This window comes from Leclercia sp. LTM14 (assembly GCF_023736175.1).
GTDB classification, from domain to species: Bacteria; Pseudomonadota; Gammaproteobacteria; order Enterobacterales; family Enterobacteriaceae; genus Enterobacter; species Enterobacter barmai.
Genome location: NZ_JAIKTT010000015.1, coordinates 24,810 through 44,486 on the forward strand (window position 1 = coordinate 24,810; position 19,677 = coordinate 44,486).

Sequence of the window (19,677 nt, forward strand, 5' to 3'; positions counted from 1 at the left end):
GTCTCCGTTACACCTTTTCCACGTTCACGAGGAAGGCCTTAAACTCCGGCGTCTGCGTGTTCGCATCGCCGACGAAAGGCGTCAGGGTGTTGGCAATAAACCCTTTCTTCGCCACCCCTTCGTAACCCCAGTGGATCGGGATACCGATGGTGTCCACCTGTTGCCCGTGAACGTTCAGGGTGCGAATACGCTTGGTCACCACCGCTTTGGCCTTGATATAGCCGCGGTTGGAGGAGACCTTTACGGTATCGCCCTGAACGATGCCAAGCTTGTTCGCCAGCTTCTCGCCGATCTCCACGAACTGTTCCGGCTGCGCGATAGCGTTGAGCAGCGCGTGCTTGGTCCAGTAGTGGAAGTGCTCGGTCAGACGGTAGGTGGTGCCCACGTACGGGAACTTGTCCTTTTTACCCAGCGCTTCAAGATCGCCCTTAAAGATACGGGCTGCCGGGTTAGAGATCACGTTCGGGTGCAACGGGTTAGTGCCCAGTGGCGTCTCAAACGGCTCGTAGTGTTCCGGGAACGGCCCTTCCGCCATCTTATCGATGGCAAACAGGCGGCCCATCCCTTCCGGCTGCATGATAAACGGCCCGACATCGCTGCCCGGTGCGGCGGCGCTGTAGTCCGGAATATCCACGCCGCCCCACTTCGCGCCGTCCCACTTCAGCAGCTGACGCTTCGGATCCCACGGCTTGCCCTGTGGGTCTGCGGAGGCACGGTTATAGAGAATGCGGCGGTTCAGCGGCCATGCCCATGCCCAACCCAGCGTGTTGCCGAGGCCCGACGGGTCGGCGTTATCGCGGTTGGCCATCTGGTTGCCTTTCGGCGTCCAGCTACCGGCGAAGATCCAGCAGCCGCTGGAGGTGGTGCCGTCATCGCGCAGGTGGGCGAAGGTGCTGAGCTGATCGCCTTTCTTCGCCAGCACGGTGCCGGTGGCCGGGTCGATCACGTCCGCTAGCGCCTTGCCGTTGCTCTCCATCGCCACTTCTTCTGGCTGCGGATTTTCCGGCGTCGCGTAGTTCCAGGTCATGTTCAGCACCGGCTCCGGATTAGCGCCGCCTTCAGCCGCGTACATCTTACGCATACGCAAGAAGATACCGGCCAGGATCTCGCCGTCGTTCATGGCGATACCCGGGGCGTCCGCACCTTTCCAGTGCCACTGCAGCCAGCGACCGGAGTTAACGATAGAGCCGTTCTCTTCCGCGAAGCAGGTGGAGGGCAGACGGAACACTTCGGTCTGGATCTTCGACGGATCAACGTCGTTCGACTCGCCGTGGTTCTGCCAGAAGGTCGAGGTTTCGGTGTTGAGTGGGTCAATGGTCACCAGGAACTTCAGCTTCGACAGCGACGCCACAACCTTGTTCTTGTTCGGGAACGAGGCCACAGGGTTAAAGCCCTGGCACAGATAGCCGTTGACCTTGCCCTGGTTCATCATCTCGAAGTACTGCAGAACGTCGTAACCCTTGTCCCACTTCGGCAACCAGTCAAAGCCCCAGCTGTTCTCGGCTGTGGCTTTATCCCCATAGAAAGCCTTCATCATCGAGACGAAGAATTTCGGGTAGTTGCTCCAGTAGTTAACCTGGCCTTCCAGCAGCGGCTTAGGCGTGCTGGCCGTCAGGTAGGTCTGGAGATCGGTCTGTTTCTCGCTCGGCAGGTTCATGTAGCCCGGCAGGCTTTGCGACAGCAGGCCGAGGTCGGTCAGGCCCTGAATGTTGGAGTGACCGCGCAGGGCGTTAACGCCGCCGCCTGCCATCCCCATGTTGCCGAGCAGCAGCTGCACCATCGCCATGGTACGGATGTTCTGCGCGCCGACGGAGTGCTGCGTCCAGCCCAGGGCATAGAGGAACGACGCGGTTTTGTCGTGAGCGCTGGTTTCGGCGATGTACTCGCACACCTTCAGGAAGTCGGCCTTCGGCGTACCACAGATGGTCTCGACCATCTCCGGCGTATAGCGGGAGACGTGCGTTTTCAGCAGGTTCCACACGCAGCGCGGATGTTGCAGGGTGGTATCGCGTTTCGCAAAGCCGTTTTCATCCAGCTCGTAGTTCCAGCTGGTTCTGTCGTACTTGCGTGCCTGCGCGTCATAGCCGCTGAAAAGGCCGTCGTCGAAGCTGTAATCCTCACGCACGATCAGGCTGGCGTTGGTGTAGGCCTCGGTGTATTCACGATTATATTTTTCGTTAGTCAGCAGGTACAGCAATACGCCTGACAGGAAAGTAATGTCAGTACCGGAACGAATTGGAGCATAGAAGTCGGCAACCGACGCCGTACGCGTGAAACGCGGATCGACGACAATCAGCTTCGCGCCATTGTGGATTTTGGCTTCCATCGCCCAGCGGAACCCCACCGGATGCGCTTCTGCCGCGTTCCCACCCATCACAACGATGAGGTTGGCGTTTTTCATGTCGACCCAGTGGTTGGTCATCGCACCGCGACCAAATGTTGGAGCAAGACTTGCTACCGTTGGTCCGTGTCAGACACGCGCCTGGTTGTCGACCGCGAGCATACCGAGTGCGCGCGTGAATTTCTGCGTTAAATAGCCGGTTTCGTTACTGGAGGCAGACGCACACAGCATGCCGGTGGAGAGCCAGCGGTTGACGGTGGTGCCTTCGGCGTTTTGCGCCATGAAGTTGGCATCGCGGTCTTGCTTCATTAACTTGGCGATGCGATCGAACGCCTCTTCCCAGCTAATTTGCTGCCATTTGTCGGAGCCAGGAGCGCGATATTCCGGGAATTTCAGACGGCTTTCCGAGTGGATGAAGTCCACCAGACCTGCCCCTTTCGGGCACAGCGCGCCGCGGTTAACCGGGTGATCCGGGTCGCCTTCGATATGGAAAATAGATGCTTTGGCGTTTTTCGCACCGTCGCCGAGGCTATACATTAACAGCCCACAACCGACGGAGCAGTACGTACAGGTATTACGGGTTTCGCGGGTGCGCAGCAGTTTGTACTGCCGTGTTTCCGCCAGCGCGACGCCGGGCGCAAAGCCCAGTGCTGCTGCCGTGGTGCCTGCCATACCGCCAGCGCAGATCTTAAAGAACTGCCTTCTGCTGACCTGCATGGGTCACTCCTTGTTTCGACATTGCCACCTTTTACAGGGCGTGTCGCAGGTGCGTTTTGCTGCTTACCTGCAACGCGCATTATTCAGGTGCATATAGTTTTACTTTACGGTTACAAAATAACCGGAAAGGGATGGGATCTTTTATTCCCTCAATTCCGCGAGGGATATGGCTCAGAATACCACATTGTCGGTAGGCTTGTTTGAATGGAGTTAAAACAACGTGAACGAAATCTAAGCGTGCTAATTTAAAAATGTGAACTAAATCACTTTATTAACCCTGCGTGTTACAAGGCTGTAGCAACCCGCTCAACGGGCTCCCCCACAGGGAGTAAGGCCGCCTGACAGTTGCTCTACTGAAAAATTGATCCATCTCCGGCGCGAAGTCCCGCTATTTGTGGTGCAATAGCGCCCTTACTTGCGAAGTTGCCCAGGAATGAAGTCGTGTCAAAAGAGAACCGAGATACCCCCTCCCAGCCCGTCGGCGTTGTGACCTGTGAGGTGCGCAGACCCCCGCAGCTCAACCAGCCCGTTGCGGACTGGCTGGCGCAGGAAGTGCCCGTGGCGCTGGTTTATAACGGTATCTCGCACGTCGTGATGATGGCTTCGCCAAAAGATCTGCCCCTGTTTGCCCTCGGTTTTTCCCTCTCGGAAGGGATTATCGACCACCCGCAGGAGATCTACGGGATGGATGTGGTCCCGGTCTGCAACGGCATGGAAGTGCAAATCGAGCTCTCCAGCCGACGCTTTATGGCCCTCAAGGAGCGCCGCCGCGCGCTGGCCGGGCGGACCGGCTGCGGGGTTTGCGGCGTGGAGCAGTTGAACGACATCGGCAAACCCATCGCGCCGCTGCCCTTCACCCAGACCTTTACCCTGACCAACCTCAATATTGCGCTGCAAAATCTTAACTCGGTACAGCCGGTAGGGAACCTGAGCGGGTGTACCCACGCCGCCGCCTGGGTACTGCCGTCGGGCGAAATTGCCGGCGGGCACGAAGACGTCGGACGCCACGTGGCGCTGGATAAGCTGCTGGGCCGACGGGCTGGCGAAAGCGCCTTCTGGCAGCAGGGAGCCGCGCTGGTCTCCAGCCGGGCAAGCTATGAGATGGTGCAAAAAGCGGCGATGTGCGGCGTGGAGATCCTGTTTGCGGTATCCGCAGCTACCACCCTGGCGGTTGAGGTGGCCGAGCGCTGCAACCTGACGCTGGTGGGTTTCTGCAAGCCAGGAAAAGCCACGGTATATACCCATCCGCAACGCCTGATTATTGATCAGTAATTTTGAATGATATTAGCAAATCCTTCCGCTATCAGTTGTCGGTGATGAGGCCTATTATTTATCACATCAAGGCACAACGCCTTACAACAAACAACTTATCGCAAGGGTCTCTATCATGAAAAACATCAAAACTTTTGTCGCTGTTATCGCTCTGGCTACTTCTTTCGGTTCTTTCGCTGCTCAGTCTGTCACCGCATCTGCCAGCACCATTGACGGCGCAGAAGCGAAAATTGCCGCTCAGGCTCAGCAGGCGGGCGCATCGTCTTACACTATTACTCAGGCTTTCACCGGTAACCGTGTTCACATGACCGCTGAATTGAGCAAATAAGCACAAAGCATCTGTCGAAAGAGCGCCCCCGGGGCGCTTTTTTTGTGTCTAAATCATGGTTAATCCATTGTTTAGTAATGTTATTTTTTGATGGTCTGAAAATTGCAGCGCAGGGAAGATTAACTAACATAAGGTTCCGATATGCCGCTGCTCTACCAAAATCCGATTATTCATGCCGATTTTGCCGACCCTGATGTCATTCGACAGGGGGACGACTTCTGGATGGTGGCGTCCAGTTTTCATCTGTTGCCTGGTTTACCGCTGCTCCATTCACGCGATCTCATTCACTGGAGAATCGTCAACCACATTGTAAAAAGACTCCCGTCGCCTGAATACGATGCCCCCCAGCCGGGCAAAGGCGTCTGGGCTCCGGCGATCCGCTTTCATAACAGCCGTTATTGGGTGTTTTACAGTCTACCGGATGAAGGGATCTATGTTTCACATGCTGATGATTCGCTGGGTGAGTGGAGTGAACCTTATTGCCTTAAAGCGGCCCCGGGCTGGATAGATCCCTGTCCGTTCTGGGACGATGATGGCCGCGCATGGCTGATCCATGCATTTGCTTTCAGCCGCAGCGGCGTGAAAAACAAGCTGCAGCTTTTCGAAATGTCACCTGATGCGACCAGGCTGCTCGACGATGGTCGCATTATTTTTGATGGCACACCCTCGCTCCCCACCCTGGAAGGGCCGAAGCTGTATAAGCGTAACGGCGAGTACTGGATATTTGCACCGGCAGGCGGCGTAAAACGTGGCTGGCAGACGGTGCTACGTGCTGCCACCCTGGAGGGACCATGGGAAAGTCGTGATGTGCTGCATCAGGGAAATAGTGCCGTCAACGGTCCGCATCAGGGTGCCTGGATCGAACTGGAAAATGGCGAAAACTGGTTTTTCCACTTTCAGGATAAGGGGGTCTACGGGCGCATTATTCACCTTCAGCCGCTGCGCTGGATGAGCGACGGTTGGCCACAGATTGGTGAATGTCTTGATGGCACGCATAAAGGGCAGCCCGTCGGTGTTCATCTGGTGCCTCAGCTTCCGCTGTCACCCTGTTCGCTACAAACCAGTGATGATTTTGCTAACGGGCAGCCTGGGCTACAGTGGCAGTGGCAGGCGAACCCCCAAAAGGAGTGGTTAACCGAGGGGGAGAAAGGTCTGCATTTAACCTGTACCGCGTCAGAAAACAATCACGCTATTTATCATCTTCCACAGCTTTTATTGCAAAACTTCCCGGCCGAACGTTTTTCGGTGCGAACTCCCCTGTCGCTTGAGTTTTGTCATGATATGGAGGAGGGCGGGCTGGTGGTATATGGTCAGCGCTTTGCTGCCCTGCGTGCCGTGAATGGCAAAACAGGGGCGCAACTTTGTCTGGATCACGGCTGGATAGACGATAAAGGCGAGCTGAATTCGACGTCTATACCCATCGTCGATCTGTTTGATGAAAAGCAGGTTGTGCTTGGTTTACGGGTTGATTATGACGGCATCGTGCATTTCGGCTATCAACTGCCAGGCGCGGAATGGAATGAAGTCGCCCCACAATTTTCAGCAGGGGCAGGGAAATGGATTGGTGCCAGGATGGGCATTTACGCCCGCGGTCAGAACAGCGATCGCCATGGCTACGTGCGCTTTTCCCGCTTTACGGTGGCTATGCGTTGAAACAGGGGCAGCATTGCTGCCCCAAAATATTTAGTCCAGGTAATAGCGAATACCGAGGCGGAAGCGAACCTGATCGTCATGGTTCTGATCCTGATCCAGCCAGGCAATTTCCGCATAAGGTAGCCAGTGTTTATCCATGCGATAGCGGGCAACAATACTCGGCTCCCAGTGGGTTTTTTGGCCGTTGGCAGCATTAAAATCATTGGTATTAACGAAAAATTCCGGGTTGAGTTGTAACCATAATTTCTCGGTTGCCTGATAGTTCATAAATAAATCGAACTGGTGGCTGTCGTTATAATCCATCTCACCGTTAAAATCGCGTTCTTTATGGGTCATATGGTTATAACGATAACGACCGCTGAAGCTTAACTGTTTGCTGAACTTATAATCCAGACTGATATATGGAGCCAGTTTAGTTCCGTTTGAATCAATATCCGTCAAGCCACCAGGTGTCACGGACCATTTTTCATTTAATGGTAAGGGGTACCAGCCCTCAAATTCCTGAAAGGTGCTTTTCATTTGATCAAAGTCCTGGCCTAAATCGTACATAGCGGAGGCTAAAACGCCTGCACCATTATCAAAAATATGCCCAAGACCGACTTTATATTGATTCTTTTCTGAGGCGGTTGTATGGGCATATCGATTATCAATCCAGGTAGCGGCTGCCAGCGTGTTCAGTGAAAAACAGGCAAGCGGAAATCCAAGCACTAACGCATGTAACTTTTTCATTTTTATTCCTGTCGTTATTTAAAATAGGGTAATGCTCTGAATAAATAGCAAGGAGCATGCCAGGAAGTTATTTCTATTGTTTATAGGGAGTTATGGCTGACAGTTAGACACTTTATAAATAAAGTCGCGATTTTCATTTTTTTAGACGCAATACAAACACTCTTTGAGAATGTCATCACATTTAATTGAGACAATGAGTTTTTTTAGCCACAGCAGAAACTGGTCAAGAATATAATTAACCACGCGACGCGTTTCATTAATCTGAGAACTTGCAATATGGCTGATGAGATGGACATTTGGCAGAGCATAGAGAAGTGAAGATGCTACTGGTGGTTCTGGCTTAGTGACGGCCGGTATTGATAAATATGGCGCCGTAGCGCAGGAAAAAAGTGTCGATATTTCTATTGAAATAAGATCCGGTAAGAAGTTGATACGGGAGCTGATGTGATCGATATGAGGAGGAAGGTAAACCTGATGAAACTTCTCAGGCTGATTTGAAAAGCAAGCGGCTTGTCAGGTCATTTTCACTCCAGATAATTAGCCCCTTCCTGAGAAAGGGGCTGAGGATTTTAGATTATTCCAATCCCCGCAGCGGCAAAGCCAAGGGCGATTAACAGCAGTAGCACTTTATTTGGGCTGACTTTCTTATTGAGAAGTTTCAGGCATCCCAGAACCAATATCAGCGGTATTAAGCCTACACAAATTTTATCGAGAATATCCTGTAAGACAAAAGGCTGCCCGGCAATGGTGGTCTGAAAGGTGGTGGTGAACTTCACCATGCTGGCGCTCATTGCGCCCACCATCATTAATCCCATTATCGATGAGGCTTTGGTAATGCAACTTAATAATCCCGACTGCGTCGCTTCGGCAATATATTTTGAGCCGAGACGATAACCCATTACGCCGCCGTAATAACGCAGCAGATAGCTTGGAATGTTATAAAGCAACAGGAACAGTAAGGGACCCAGCGGATTCCCCTGAGATGCCAGGCCGATTGCAATGCCGGTGGCAATAATACGCAGCACACCATAGAAGAAGGAGTCGCCCACACCGGCAAAGGGGCCCATCAGCGCCACTTTGATCCCGTTAATGCTGGAGGTATCAAAGTTGGGATTAGCCGCGTTCTCTTTTTCCATCGACAGCGTCAGGCCCATAATAAACGGCGCCAGATGCTGGTTGGTATTGAAAAACTGGCTGTTGCGTTTAAGCGCCTCAAGATAGCGATGGGGATCGTTGGCATAGATTTTTTTCAACATCGGTGCCAGCGCCCAGCCGTAGCTTAACCCTTCCATACGGGTAAAATTCATGGTTCCCAGCAGCGGGAACTGACGAATAAAAAGCTGACGGAATAATTGTTTCTCGCTTCTGTCCTCGCGACTAACAGTAACGTCTTTCATCTGGATATCAGTCATTGAAGAACCCATCCTTATCATCAACAGAAGCTGGTGCGGCTGCCCCTGCCTGTTTGTTTGCTTTTAGCTGGTTGAACTCGTTGAAGCAGAGATAGACTGCGACCGAGGCGGCAATAATGGCGATGCCCATAATCGGCAGTTTCAAATAAGCTGCCATGGCGAAACCAATAAAGAAGAAGGCGGCAATATTTCTGTTCCACAGCGCTTTCAACAGAATGGCAAAACCCAGTGCGGGCAAAATGCCGCCAACAGCCGTCATACCGCGCATTACGGTGCCCGGAATGCTTTCGACCAGGCTACGAATGACATCGGTGCCAAACAGGATGCCAAAGAAGGCGATCAGGGCGAAGGGGACACCGTAAAACAACGTCATGCCCAGCGTTAGCGCCAGGGCGGTACGGTCCCGGCCTTGATCGAGTAAGGCGTCATATTTTTCGACCAGTCCGGTATAGACCAGCTTCAGCACCTGATAAACGAAGACCGCCAGCAGACTGATAGGTAACGCCAGCGCCACGGCGACCGGGGGTTCGGCGTGGGTGAGGATAGTAAAGGCCGTCGCCAGTACGGAGCCCACGGCCAGATCGGCCGGAACAGAGCCACCAATGGTGATGGTGCCCAGGAAAATTAGCTCCAGCGTGGCCCCGATAATAATACCCTGCTCAAGATCGCCCAGTACCAGGCCGACCAGCGCGCCACAGACAAGTGGACGCTCAATCAGAGGCTGGCCCAGCGTATGGTCAGCGGTTTTAACCAGGAACATGATCAACGCGACAAGAAATGCAGACGTTAACATAGCGACCTCGATTAATTGACGGCGCTTGCCAGCATCTCAATCAGGTTTTTCACCGGATGAGAGGGCAGAACCTGATATTCAACAGCGACATGGCGTGCGGCAATAGCCTGAAAGTCAGCCACATCTTCTGGCGTGACATAGACGGTATCGCTGATACGTGTTTTCGCAGCAAGGTTGTCAGTAATACGCCCGAAATTGGCGACGTTCAGTGTTTTAATACCGGGAACCTGCTCCACCAGACGGCGCGCATCCGCAGCGTTATTCACGATCACCATTATTTTCATGCTTTCTGAACGCGGATCGTTCAGCACATCACCTGCGTCTTTGACCGCCATAATGGCGCATTTGGCCGTGTCGGGTGCCGCCATGCGTAGCGACATTTTCTGCACGTCGTTATTCACGATCTGGTCGTTGGCAACAAGAATGCGGTTTACGCCCAGATGTTTGGTCCAGACCACGGCAACCTGGCCGTGTATCAAACGATCATCAATACGAACTAAAGAAATCATGGTATAGCTCCGGTTTAGCAGAAGTAGGGTGTCCAGACGCGGGAAAGGCGAACCAGGGCTTCAAAATAGAAGTAGTCGCCCCACAGGTTAGGTTCGTTAATCCCCATATTGCGGCCAAAGTTATAAACGCCTTCGCGAAGCAGGCCGTCTTGCGGATCCGCGAAGTAATGTTGATGTAAATTTTGCATAATCAGCGTGATAGCATTGCCATACGCAGGCCGTAGCGGATCCGTCAGGGGAAGCTGTTTAAGCAACTCAGCCAGTCCACAAACGGCAATCGCTGCTGCTGAAGTATCGCGCCAGGCCTTATCGTCGGGCGTGAAGATCAGATCCCAGTAGCAGACGAAATCCTCGGGCAAGCGGTTGAGGAAATAGTGAGCCAGGCGGCGAGAAAGCTCCGGCTGGGTGGTGTCGCCGGTGTGGGTGAAGCTCAGGGCAAAACCATAAATTCCCCACGCCTGGCCGCGAGCCCAGCACGAGCTGTCGCTAAAGCCCTGATGGGTATCTCCGCGCAGCGGCTTTCCGCTGTGGATATCCATATAAAAGGTGTGAAACGTTGAAGCGTCATCGCGCACTAAGTAGCGTGCCGCCTGCGCCAGGTGCCGGGTGGCTGCTTCACGCCAGGCCTGGTTACCCGTCTCGTCGGCAGCCCAGAACAGCAGGGGAACATTGAGATTGCAGTCGATAATCATCCGGCCCTGGCGCGCCGGATCGCTCAGATCACCCCATGCCTGAATCACGCCTGCCGTAGCGTTAAAGCGCTGGTACAGCAACTCTGCGGCGCGTAATGCCAGGTTGCGGGCGCGGGTATTGCCAGTGAGTTTCCAGGCGTTCACGCAGGAGAGCGAATACAGGAAACCCAGGTCGTGAGTATCAACTTTAATTCTGCGATCGAGGCGCTCTTCGAAGCTGTCGAGCAGGCCCTCTGCCACCGCGCGATATTTGTTATCGCCGGTGACTTCCCAGGCCAGCCACAGCATTCCGGTCCAGAATCCTTCCGTCCAGTCGACCTTTTCGACAGCTGGATAGCGGCCCTCCGTCGCGCTGGCGGCAGGGAAGGTGGTTGTAAATCGTGGCAACATCACATCTACCTGACGAATAACCTGAGCAAGCGCGTCCTGTAACCAGCGAGGATCCAGACCGGGTTGCGGCAGGCTGTATCGCGTATCCAGCGTTTCGAGTGCGACCTTCACTGGCTATCCTCCAGGGTAAAGAAATCGTCAATGCCATCCCGGGCATCTGCATGTTGCGCCTGACGGGCCGAAGCGATCTCAGGTAAGACGTTCATGTATTGCATTGCCCCGCTGGCCGCCGCTATCGCGTCCTGAAGGCGCAGAGCCGTTTCGTCATGTTCGGACATGCAGAATTCCATAAGCATGATCAGGTTTGCCCCGCTGACGACCTGCACGTGGGGATATTTGATCATCATCTGTACGGCCGTGTTGTTGACGCTGCCGCCAGGCATATCGGTAAACAGCACCAGCTCGTTGCCTCGACTGGCTGCCTGCCGGGCCATCGCATCAAAGCGAACGGCCAGCTCTGCTGTGGATCCAATCTCGCCGCAGTATGCACAAACCGGTGTGATGCCATGATCGTCGCCAATTAACAAATTCAGAGCCGAAATAATGCCTTCGGCATAGCGGCCATGGGTTGCGACATACATCTCTCGCATGGGGTATTCCTTACGCTTTCCAGGGTATCTGATGATGGATTTGCAAACCCTGTGCCATATTTTCAATTTATTGATATATATGGTTTAATTTGCATTCCTGGACGCTGATTTTAGTGTCGGAAAGAGGTGTTAACGCAGTGTCGAAGCATGCGCCAGCCTGCGCTGGCGACACGGATCACGAAAGAGCATCGGGGGCGATCCACGGTTCCATAATTTCGTAAATCATCAGCACTTCAGTGAGAGGGAGGGTGATGTTGTATTTGCGATTCAGCGCCTGGAAAAAGGTGTCATGCACGGCAACGAAGGCTGTCTGCTCTGGCGTGAGTTGCGCCTCTTCGCGCTGGCGTACGCCGTTATTGACCATGACCCGTTCAATCATCAGCGCAATGTGCATAAAGAGGTTGATGCGCAGGTAGCTCTCGAAATGGATTTTATAGAATGCTTCGTACTGTTTAATCACCGCTTCCACTTCATCGATGATGACGACGGGATTGAGGAAGTTCAGCCGGCTGGCCACGCCTTCTACGGTAAAGAGTTTCACCACCTCTTCCACCATCGGCTCAAGTCCGCCGTCCGTCAGCAGCCCGTGAAAGTAGTCGCGTTTCAGGACCTGGGTCTTCTCTTTAATCAATTGCTCGACGCTGATCAGCGGGATGTAGCCCGCTTCCAGATCGGTGGTGGTAATGATCAGGCGCGTGCCGTTCAGCGCCGGGTCGGCGCGGGTAATTTTCCATTTCAGGTCGTCATATTCCATCGTGATGATGTCGATGCTTTCCTGAACGAGGTAACGCTGGACAATATCTTTTAACTTTCGTGAGATGCCTTCACCAGAGATGCAGGAAATGATGATTTTATTGCCGGGCTGCATCCCCGCGTAGTAGCGTGCTTCCACCTCATAAGCGCCTTTCGTCTCTTCGATAATGGCTTCCATCGACTGCTGCTCCTGAATTCTGGAGGCAATATCCAGCGCCATTGCGGTGCTGACGTTATTAATCACCAGCAGCTCGCCGTGCAGATGAAGCTTAATCTCTTCGTAGATCTCCTTCAGCGACCCCATATCCACCAGGATGATTAATCCCGCTCCTTGCCTGAGGCGGGAAAGATGCGTGATCAATAAATCGATAATTTCCCGTGTAGATGTCGCATTGGGCATATCAAACGCTTTGAAGTAATAGCCGCCGGTAAGCTGGTTGGCTATGCTAGCAATACTGGAGGCGGTAGAACGGCCATGCGAGACAATAATGCCCTGGATAAGGTCATCTTCTCCGGCCTGGGTGTGAAACGCGCAGCTCAGAAGCGGCATCAGCAAGGGCAGAGGCTGATTAACTACATGCTTTGCCAGCAGCGCGAGGCACTCTTCGGCCAGCAGTCGGGCTTTGCCTGAGACGTAATCTGATATGTTTAGCAGCTCACTGACCGCGTCTGGCTGATGGGGCGTATTTAACGCATAGCTCATACAGAGCCAGACCGCTTTACGGATCTCCTGCCCGCACGGAATACCGGTCTGGATTTCCAGTTCATTTATTGCGTGCATAGTGTTTTGCCACAAATAGCCGCTATAAATGGCATCCGGCGCCATGATACCGCTCACCGAGGTCAGCAACTGTTCCATCTTACGGTTCAATAACAGGACGTTGCCGCTATGGCAGAACTCGCGAAAGATCACCGCATCGTGCATGGCTTTCGGGATCACTATGCTGGCATCAGGCGCATTACCAGGCTGGCGGGCAGAAATCACCAGGGTTTCGCCGCTGGTCTGTGCGCTCCGTAGCGAGATGACCTCCGCCTCGCGACGATCGCTCCACGCGCTGGCGCACATCACTTTGATCTGGTTTTTAAGCTCGCCGATATTCCCGCGTACCGGGGAGGTCACCAACTGGTGCATAAGTGAATTATCGAGGTGAATATCCCGCCGCAAGCTGCGTGCTTCCTGCTGTAAAAAATGGCTAACGTGGGCAACCCGTTCGGTTAGCGAACGCGACAGGTAGTTGGGCAGCGTCACGCGTACCGGGATCCGTCGGCGGAAGGTATTGAGTAATACCGTATCGATGTTTTCAGTGGTGGCGAAGATAAAACGCAGCGAGGCGGGGTGGCGGGTTCGGTTATCCCCCAGACGATAGAAATAACCTTTATCCATGAACAGGAAGAGCTTCTCCTGATTCTCCGCCGACAGGCGATGTACTTCATCCAGAAACAGAAAACCACCGTCGGCCTCATCAAAGGCGCCGCGCTTCTCACGATCGGCCCCCGTAAAAGCACCACGGGTATAGCCAAAAAGGGTGGCTGACAGTAACTCAGGATTATTGGCGTAATCTGCGCAGTTAAGCTCAACAAAAGGTTTCACCGCAGCAACGACGCCACGCTCCACCGCATAACGATGAATGAGCATCGCCAGATGGCTTTTTCCCACACCGCTTTCACCTGAGATCAAAACCGGCAAACCTTCACCCGGGTAATCAACTGCAGAACGACAGAGCGCCACTGCCTCTGCCAGGCTCCCTTGCGCACCAATCAGATTCTGGAATACGTCCTCTCTTTTCGACACTAAATGCGAAGTCGATGACATTTCGGAGGGGTTCTGGCGCACATAGAAGCGTACGGGACGGGTATTTTCCTTACTTAACTGACCGTCATCGCACAGTCTGTTCAGGTAATGACTCAGAACGCTGCGGTTAACCGGCATAAAGTCAGCGCAGTCCTGAGCCGTGAAACCAGAAGGGCTGGCAGCATAATGCGTTAAAATTTTGTGGAATAACTTTTCTTTCGCTGACAGAGCCATCAGTTATCGTCCTGCGTAGAGTAGAAAAAAGTGTCGAAAGTAGTTAGACGCTAGACACTAACTTTATGATTCGACACTGATTACTTTCCCCGTCGTGACGTGAAAATGAAACCCTGTTTTGACTGGAATGTGATCCCGATCGCCGGGAATTTTGTATGGGATTAAAAGCATGAATTTAAATCAGTAATTTTGAATGATATTAGCAAATCCTTCCGCTTTCAGTTGTCGGTGATGAGGCCTATTATTTATCACATCAAGGCGCAACGCCTTACAACAAACAACTTATCGCAAGGGTCTCTATCATGAAAAACATCAAAACTTTTGTCGCTGTTATCGCTCTGGCTACTTCTTTCGGTTCTTTCGCTGCTCAGTCTGTCACCGCATCTGCCAGCACCATTGACGGCGCAGAAGCGAAAATTGCCGCTCAGGCTCAGCAGGCTGGCGCATCGTCTTACACCATTACTCAGGCTTTCACCGGTAACCGTGTGCACATGACCGCTGAACTGAGCAAATAAGCACAAAGCATCTGTCGAAAGAGCGCCCCCGGGGCGCTTTTTTAGTTTATGCCCGCCAGGCGTAACAGCGCCGTCACCACTGCCGCCGCCACGATCACGAAAATCAACGTTACTTTGCGCCAGGCGAGAAATACCGCAAACGCCACGCCCAACACCCGCGCCATTCCGGCAAAATGTTCCCCTTCGTAGAAGGTGGTCGCCAGCGCCACCGAAAACAGCAGTACCGTTGCCGCATCCGAGAGCAGCGCCTGGGAGCGTTCCGACAGCGCTAACCGGCTGCCCAGTTTTGCTCCACCGAGACGCATCAGGTAGGTGCCCGCAGAGAGCAGGGCGATGCCGAGAATAAAGACGGTCATGTTTTCCATTATTTCTTCCTCGTCGCAAGGCCAAGCAGAGAGAGCAACACCGGCAGACCCACCGGCGCAAAGGGAACCGCGGCCAGCGACAGCGCCGCACCGCTACAGGCGCGGATAAGCGTCGTGCGGTTTTTGAAGGCGGGCACCACTAAGGCCAGCAAAATGGCCGGGAATACCGCATCCAGCCCGATGGTTTCCGGGTCGGGCAGCAGCTTGCCGACCATCGCCCCCAGCAGGGTGCCCAACGGCCAGATGATTGCCACGCCCAGACCGCAGAGCCAGTAGGCGGCCTTGCGCTGTTCCGGCGTTTTTTGCGACAGGCCAAACACCACGCTTTCGTCGTTCATAATGTGGCAGCCCAGCAAGCTGGCGCCGCGTTTGCCGACCAGCTCGCGCACCGTTACGCCAAAGGGCACATGGCGGGCATTGACCAGCAGTCCGGCGGCGGCCGCGGCAAGCGGATTGCCGCCGCTGGCGACGATGCCGATAAACATAAACTCCGACGCGCCCGCCAGCACCGAAATGGAGAGCACAAACGGCACCCACAGCGGAAAGCCATACGCCATCGCCAGCGAGCCGTAGGACATCCCCACGACCCCCACCGCCAGGCACACCAGGATAATCGCTTTGATGGTGTCGCCTTTAAGACTTGAGAGAGAGTGTTTCATACAAATTTAGCCATATCGAACGAGTATCCATTATAATGAACGCAATAAATTCGTTTATCAAGATGAACGATTCGTTCGATATAACAGTACAAGAGGCCGTTTTATGACGCAGCCAATTAGCGTGATCGCGAAAAGTCTGGTGCGAGAGCGCATGCGGACCGGGCTTTCACTGGCGGAAATTGCCCGTCGTGCCGGGATCGCCAAATCCACACTCTCGCAGCTGGAGTCCGGCAACGGCAATCCCAGCCTCGAAACCCTGTGGTCGCTGTGCGTGGCGCTGGATATCCCCTTTGCCCGTTTGCTTGAACCTCATCAGCCTGCCACCCAGGTTATCCGCCTCGGCGAAGGCACCAAAGTGGTGGCTGAACAGGCAAACTATGAGGCAATTTTACTGGCGGCCTGCCCGCCGGGCGCGCGACGCGATATCTACATCCTGATGGCCCAGCCCGGCGCCGACCGTATCTCGCATCCGCACCCGCCGGGTTCGGTCGAACATATTATTGTGATGAAGGGGCGGGCGCTGATTGGCCTGATCGACGCACCCGAGGAACTGGGGCAGGGGGACTATATTTGCTATCCTGCCGACCAGGCGCACATCTTCAAAGCCCTTGAGCCCGATACCTATGCGCTCATGGTGTCGGAACAAAACTAATACCCAAAGACACGGATAATCATGTCGCTTAAAGCCATTGCTAAAGAACTGGGACTGTCGGTAACGACGGTAAGCCGCGCCCTCAACGGCTATTTTGACGTTTCCAGCGAGACGCGCGCCCGCGTGGAGGCCGAAGCGCAGCGACGTGGCTATCGCCCGAACACCCTTGCCCGCCGCCTGAAGATGGGCAAGATCGACGCCGTGGGGCTGGTCTTTCCGGTGCATCCCGTTCCGCTCAATAACAGCGTTTTTATGGAGATGGTCGGCGAAATTAGCCACGAGTTAGCGCGTCATGAGATCGACTTACTGCTGATTGCCGACGACGACCTGGCCGACAAGCACAGCTATATGCGCATGGTGCAAAGCCGTCGCGTGGATGCGCTGATTGTGGCGCACACGCTCGATAACGATCCGCGTCTCGAACAGCTGCAGGCCGCCGGGTTCCCCTTCCTGGCGCTCGGTCGTAGCCATCTGCCGGAGCCCTACGCCTGGTTTGATTTTGATAACTATGCGGGCACCCACACCGCCACCCAGCGTCTGATTGCGCGCGGGCATCAGCGCATCGCCTACCTGGGGGAAAGCCACAATCAGGCGTTCATCACCCAGCGCCGTCAGGGCTACCTTGCTGCCCTGAAAGAGGCGGGACTCTCCAGCGAATGGCTGCGCACCATGCCGCCTTCACGCCGCGCGGGCTACACCACCACGCAGGAACTGCTGGCGCTGGATGTCCCGCCGACGGCGATCGTCACCGACTGCAACACCCACGGCGATGGCGCGGCGATGGCGCTGGCGCAGATGGGGCGTTTAACCGGCGAGCACGCCGTATCGCTGGTGGTCTACGATGGCCTGCCGCAGGACAGCATTGTCGATATCGACGTGGCGGCGGTGATCCAGTCCACTCGTCAGGGGGTGGGCAAGCAGATTGCCGACATGGTGCTGCAGCTGATTAACGGCGGCGAACTCAGCCAGCTGCAGGTGCTGTGGCAGCCGGAATTCTCTCCGGGCCAGACGGCATAATTTTCCCCAATTTCTAAAGCCGATCACAAAACCGAAACGTTTTGGTTTGTATCCGAAACGTTTCGGATCAAAACTCAGGATATCCCGATGACAGGAGATGTCCGATGCAAGAGGCTATTTTACGACTGGCGAGCGAAACGGTGGATGTGGTGATCAAAACCCACCCGTTCGCCGAAATTCTTTACTGGGGACCCCACCTTCGCCACTTTTCGCCGCAGGATGCGTCCACGCTTTCCCGCCCGGTTGCCAACGGCAGACTGGACGTTGACTCGCCGGTTACGCTGATGGCGGAGCTGGCCCACGGCCTGTTTGGCGCGCCGGGCATTGAAGGCCACCGCCAGGGGCTGGATGGTTCGCCGAAGTTCAGTACCGTTGCGGTATCGCAGCAGGGGCAAACCCTGACTATAACCGCCGAAGACCAAAACGCCGGTCTGCGTCTGACCAGCGAGATGGCCCTCGATGACAGCGGCGTGCTGGCCGTTCGCCACGGTCTGACCAATCTCAAAAGCCAGCCGTGGCAGGTTGAGCGCCTTGCCGTCACCCTGCCGCTGGCGGAACGTGCCCGGGAAGTGATGGCGTTTCATGGCCGCTGGATCCGCGAGTTCCAGCCGCATCGCCTGCTGCTGGAACACGACAGCTTTGTTCTCGAAAACCGCCGGGGGAAAACCTCCCACGAACATTTCCCGGCGCTGATTAGCGGCACGCCGGGTTTCAGCGAAATGCAGGGCGACGTCTGGGGCGTGCATCTGGGCTGGAGCGGCAACCATCGCCTGCGCGCCGAGGCCAAAACCGATGGCCGTCGTTATCTGCAGGCCGAAGCGCTTTATCTGCCGGGTGAGATGGCGATTAGCGAGGGCGAAACCCTCTGGACGCCACGCCTCTACGCCAGCTACTCCGCGCAAGGGCTGAACGGCATGAGCCAGCAGTTCCACCGCTATCTGCGCAGCAACATCATTTGCTTCCCGGAGAACAAACCGCGCCCGGTGCATCTCAACACCTGGGAGGGGATCTACTTCAACCACGATCCTGAGTACATCATGCGCATGGCCACCGAGGCGGCTTCGCTGGGCGTCGAGCGCTTTATCATTGATGATGGCTGGTTCAAGGGGCGTAACAATGACCAGGCCGCGCTGGGCGACTGGTATCTCGACGAGCAAAAATACCCCAACGGCTTAACGCCGGTGATTAACCACGTGAAAGATCTCGGGATGGAGTTTGGTATCTGGGTCGAGCCGGAGATGATTAACCCCAACTCCGATCTCTACCGCGCGCACCCGGACTGGGTGCTGGCCCTGCCGGGGTACGAACAGGCCACCGGACGCCATCAGTGGGTGCTGAACCTTAACATTCCTGCCGCCTTCAACTACCTTCTGGAGCGGATGAGCTGGCTGCTGGGTGAGCATAAGATTGACTATGTGAAGTGGGACATGAACCGCGAGCTGGTGCAGCCGGGGCATAACGGCAAGGCCGCCGCCGACGCCCAGACCCGACAGTTCTACCGCCTGCTGGATGCTCTGGGCGAGCGCTTCCCGCACGTGGAGTTTGAATCCTGCTCCTCCGGTGGGGGACGTATCGACTATGAAGTGCTGACCCGCTGCCATCGCTTCTGGGCGTCCGACAACAACGACGCCCTGGAACGGAATACCATCCAGCGCGGCATGAGCTACTTCTTCCCACCGGAGGTGATGGGCGCGCATATCGGTCATCATAAATGCCATGCCACCTTCCGCCAGCACAGCATCGCTTTCCGCGGCCTGACGGCACTTTTCGGGCATATGGGGCTGGAGCTGGACCCGCTCGCCGTGGACGAGCAGGAGCGCGAGGGCTACCGGCACTATGCGGCGCTGCATAAGCAGTGGCGCGAGGTGATCCATCGCGGCACCCAGTGGCGCATGGATATGCCCGACAGCACCACCCTGGCGCAGGGGATCGTGAGCCAGGATCAGGCCCAGGGGCTGTTTCTCGTCAGCCAGATGGCGATGCCGGATTACACCCTGATGATGCCGCTGCGCATGCCGGGACTGGCGGCCAACGCCCGGTACCGCATCACGCTGCTGGATCACCCCAATATCCGCCTGACCGGCGAAGGGGGACATACCATGCGCAAGCTGCCGGCCTGGATGGAGGCACCGCAAACGGTGAGCGGCGAATGGCTGATGCAGGCGGGGCTGGCGCTGCCGGTTCTGGATCCGGAAACCGCCATTCTGATTGGCGTTGAACGCGTATAAGGGCAATGGGCCGGGCAAGCGGCCCTGAGTTAAGGA

17 protein-coding genes are annotated in these 19,677 nt (G+C 55.2%); 7 read left to right on the top strand and 10 right to left on the bottom strand.

The annotated features are described in order from the left end of the window. Positions 1-7: 7 nt before the first annotated feature. Complete coding sequence (fdnG, locus tag K5I40_RS22120; RefSeq protein WP_138370908.1) at positions 8-3,058, bottom strand: formate dehydrogenase-N subunit alpha; 3,051 nt, start codon at positions 3,056-3,058, stop codon at positions 8-10. A 441-nt stretch (positions 3,059-3,499) separates the two neighbouring features. On the opposite strand from fdnG, the gene fdhD reads away from it, so the two are divergent. The 3 genes from fdhD (at position 3,500) to K5I40_RS22135 (ending at position 6,311) form a co-directional block, all read left to right on the top strand. Continuing rightward, a complete protein-coding gene (fdhD, locus tag K5I40_RS22125) occupies positions 3,500-4,330 on the top strand; it encodes a formate dehydrogenase accessory sulfurtransferase FdhD (RefSeq protein ID WP_223075642.1) in 831 nt (276 codons plus the stop codon). Positions 4,331-4,445: 115 nt separating this feature from the next. Further along, positions 4,446-4,658 (top strand): YdgH/BhsA/McbA-like domain containing protein, encoded by a 213-nt coding sequence (locus K5I40_RS22130; protein WP_223075635.1) that lies wholly within the window; start codon positions 4,446-4,448, stop codon positions 4,656-4,658. A gap of 141 nt (positions 4,659-4,799) precedes the next feature. Next, entirely contained in the window at positions 4,800-6,311 is a 1,512-nt protein-coding gene (locus K5I40_RS22135) for a glycoside hydrolase 43 family protein (protein WP_223075641.1), read from the top strand. A gap of 30 nt (positions 6,312-6,341) precedes the next feature. On the opposite strand, the gene K5I40_RS22140 is transcribed toward K5I40_RS22135, so the two are convergent. The 7 genes from K5I40_RS22140 to K5I40_RS22170 all read right to left on the bottom strand — a co-directional run bounded on the left by K5I40_RS22140 (position 6,342) and on the right by K5I40_RS22170 (position 14,205). Further along, a complete protein-coding gene (locus K5I40_RS22140) occupies positions 6,342-7,040 on the bottom strand; it encodes an oligogalacturonate-specific porin KdgM family protein (protein WP_223075640.1) in 699 nt (232 codons plus the stop codon). Positions 7,041-7,609: 569 nt separating this feature from the next. Beyond that, positions 7,610-8,452 carry a PTS system mannose/fructose/sorbose family transporter subunit IID gene (locus K5I40_RS22145; RefSeq protein WP_223075639.1) on the bottom strand — a complete coding sequence of 281 codons (843 nt, stop codon included), beginning with the start codon at positions 8,450-8,452 and terminating at the stop codon, positions 7,610-7,612. After that, on the bottom strand, positions 8,445-9,245 hold the full coding sequence (locus K5I40_RS22150; RefSeq protein WP_223075638.1) for a PTS sugar transporter subunit IIC: 801 nt from the start codon (positions 9,243-9,245) through the stop codon (positions 8,445-8,447). Before K5I40_RS22150 ends, K5I40_RS22145 begins: the two co-directional genes overlap by 8 nt. Before the next feature lie 11 nt (positions 9,246-9,256). Next, positions 9,257-9,754: a PTS sugar transporter subunit IIB gene (locus K5I40_RS22155; protein WP_139563851.1), complete on the bottom strand. Its 498-nt coding sequence runs from the start codon at positions 9,752-9,754 to the stop codon at positions 9,257-9,259. A gap of 14 nt (positions 9,755-9,768) precedes the next feature. Beyond that, on the bottom strand, positions 9,769-10,947 hold the full coding sequence (locus K5I40_RS22160; protein ID WP_223075637.1) for a glycoside hydrolase family 88 protein: 1,179 nt from the start codon (positions 10,945-10,947) through the stop codon (positions 9,769-9,771). After that, entirely contained in the window at positions 10,944-11,426 is a 483-nt protein-coding gene (locus K5I40_RS22165; RefSeq protein ID WP_139563849.1) for a PTS sugar transporter subunit IIA, read from the bottom strand. The genes K5I40_RS22160 and K5I40_RS22165 overlap by 4 nt, the downstream gene beginning before the upstream one ends. Positions 11,427-11,601: 175 nt before the next feature. After that, on the bottom strand, positions 11,602-14,205 hold the full coding sequence (locus K5I40_RS22170; protein WP_223075636.1) for a sigma 54-interacting transcriptional regulator: 2,604 nt from the start codon (positions 14,203-14,205) through the stop codon (positions 11,602-11,604). 302 nt (positions 14,206-14,507) lie between these two features. Here K5I40_RS22170 and K5I40_RS22175 point away from each other — a divergent pair, with 302 nt between their 5' ends. Continuing rightward, positions 14,508-14,720 carry a YdgH/BhsA/McbA-like domain containing protein gene (locus K5I40_RS22175; protein WP_223075635.1) on the top strand — a complete coding sequence of 71 codons (213 nt, stop codon included), beginning with the start codon at positions 14,508-14,510 and terminating at the stop codon, positions 14,718-14,720. 41 nt (positions 14,721-14,761) lie between these two features. On the opposite strand, the gene K5I40_RS22180 is transcribed toward K5I40_RS22175, so the two are convergent. Together K5I40_RS22180 and K5I40_RS22185 are read right to left on the bottom strand one after the other, a co-directional pair. Beyond that, positions 14,762-15,085, bottom strand: coding sequence for an AzlD domain-containing protein (locus tag K5I40_RS22180; RefSeq protein ID WP_223075634.1), 324 nt, complete (start codon positions 15,083-15,085; stop codon positions 14,762-14,764). Further along, positions 15,085-15,744, bottom strand: coding sequence for an AzlC family ABC transporter permease (locus K5I40_RS22185; protein WP_039032165.1), 660 nt, complete (start codon positions 15,742-15,744; stop codon positions 15,085-15,087). Before K5I40_RS22185 ends, K5I40_RS22180 begins: the two co-directional genes overlap by 1 nt. Before the next feature lie 103 nt (positions 15,745-15,847). Here K5I40_RS22185 and K5I40_RS22190 point away from each other — a divergent pair, with 103 nt between their 5' ends. From K5I40_RS22190 to K5I40_RS22200, 3 genes are all read left to right on the top strand, one after another. Continuing rightward, a complete protein-coding gene (locus K5I40_RS22190) occupies positions 15,848-16,396 on the top strand; it encodes a helix-turn-helix domain-containing protein (RefSeq protein WP_039032164.1) in 549 nt (182 codons plus the stop codon). 21 nt (positions 16,397-16,417) lie between these two features. After that, complete coding sequence (locus K5I40_RS22195) at positions 16,418-17,413, top strand: LacI family DNA-binding transcriptional regulator (protein ID WP_039032163.1); 996 nt, start codon at positions 16,418-16,420, stop codon at positions 17,411-17,413. 104 nt (positions 17,414-17,517) lie between these two features. Further along, positions 17,518-19,641, top strand: a complete 2,124-nt coding sequence (locus tag K5I40_RS22200; RefSeq protein ID WP_223075633.1) for an alpha-galactosidase — start codon at positions 17,518-17,520, stop codon at positions 19,639-19,641. Positions 19,642-19,677: the final 36 nt, after the last annotated feature.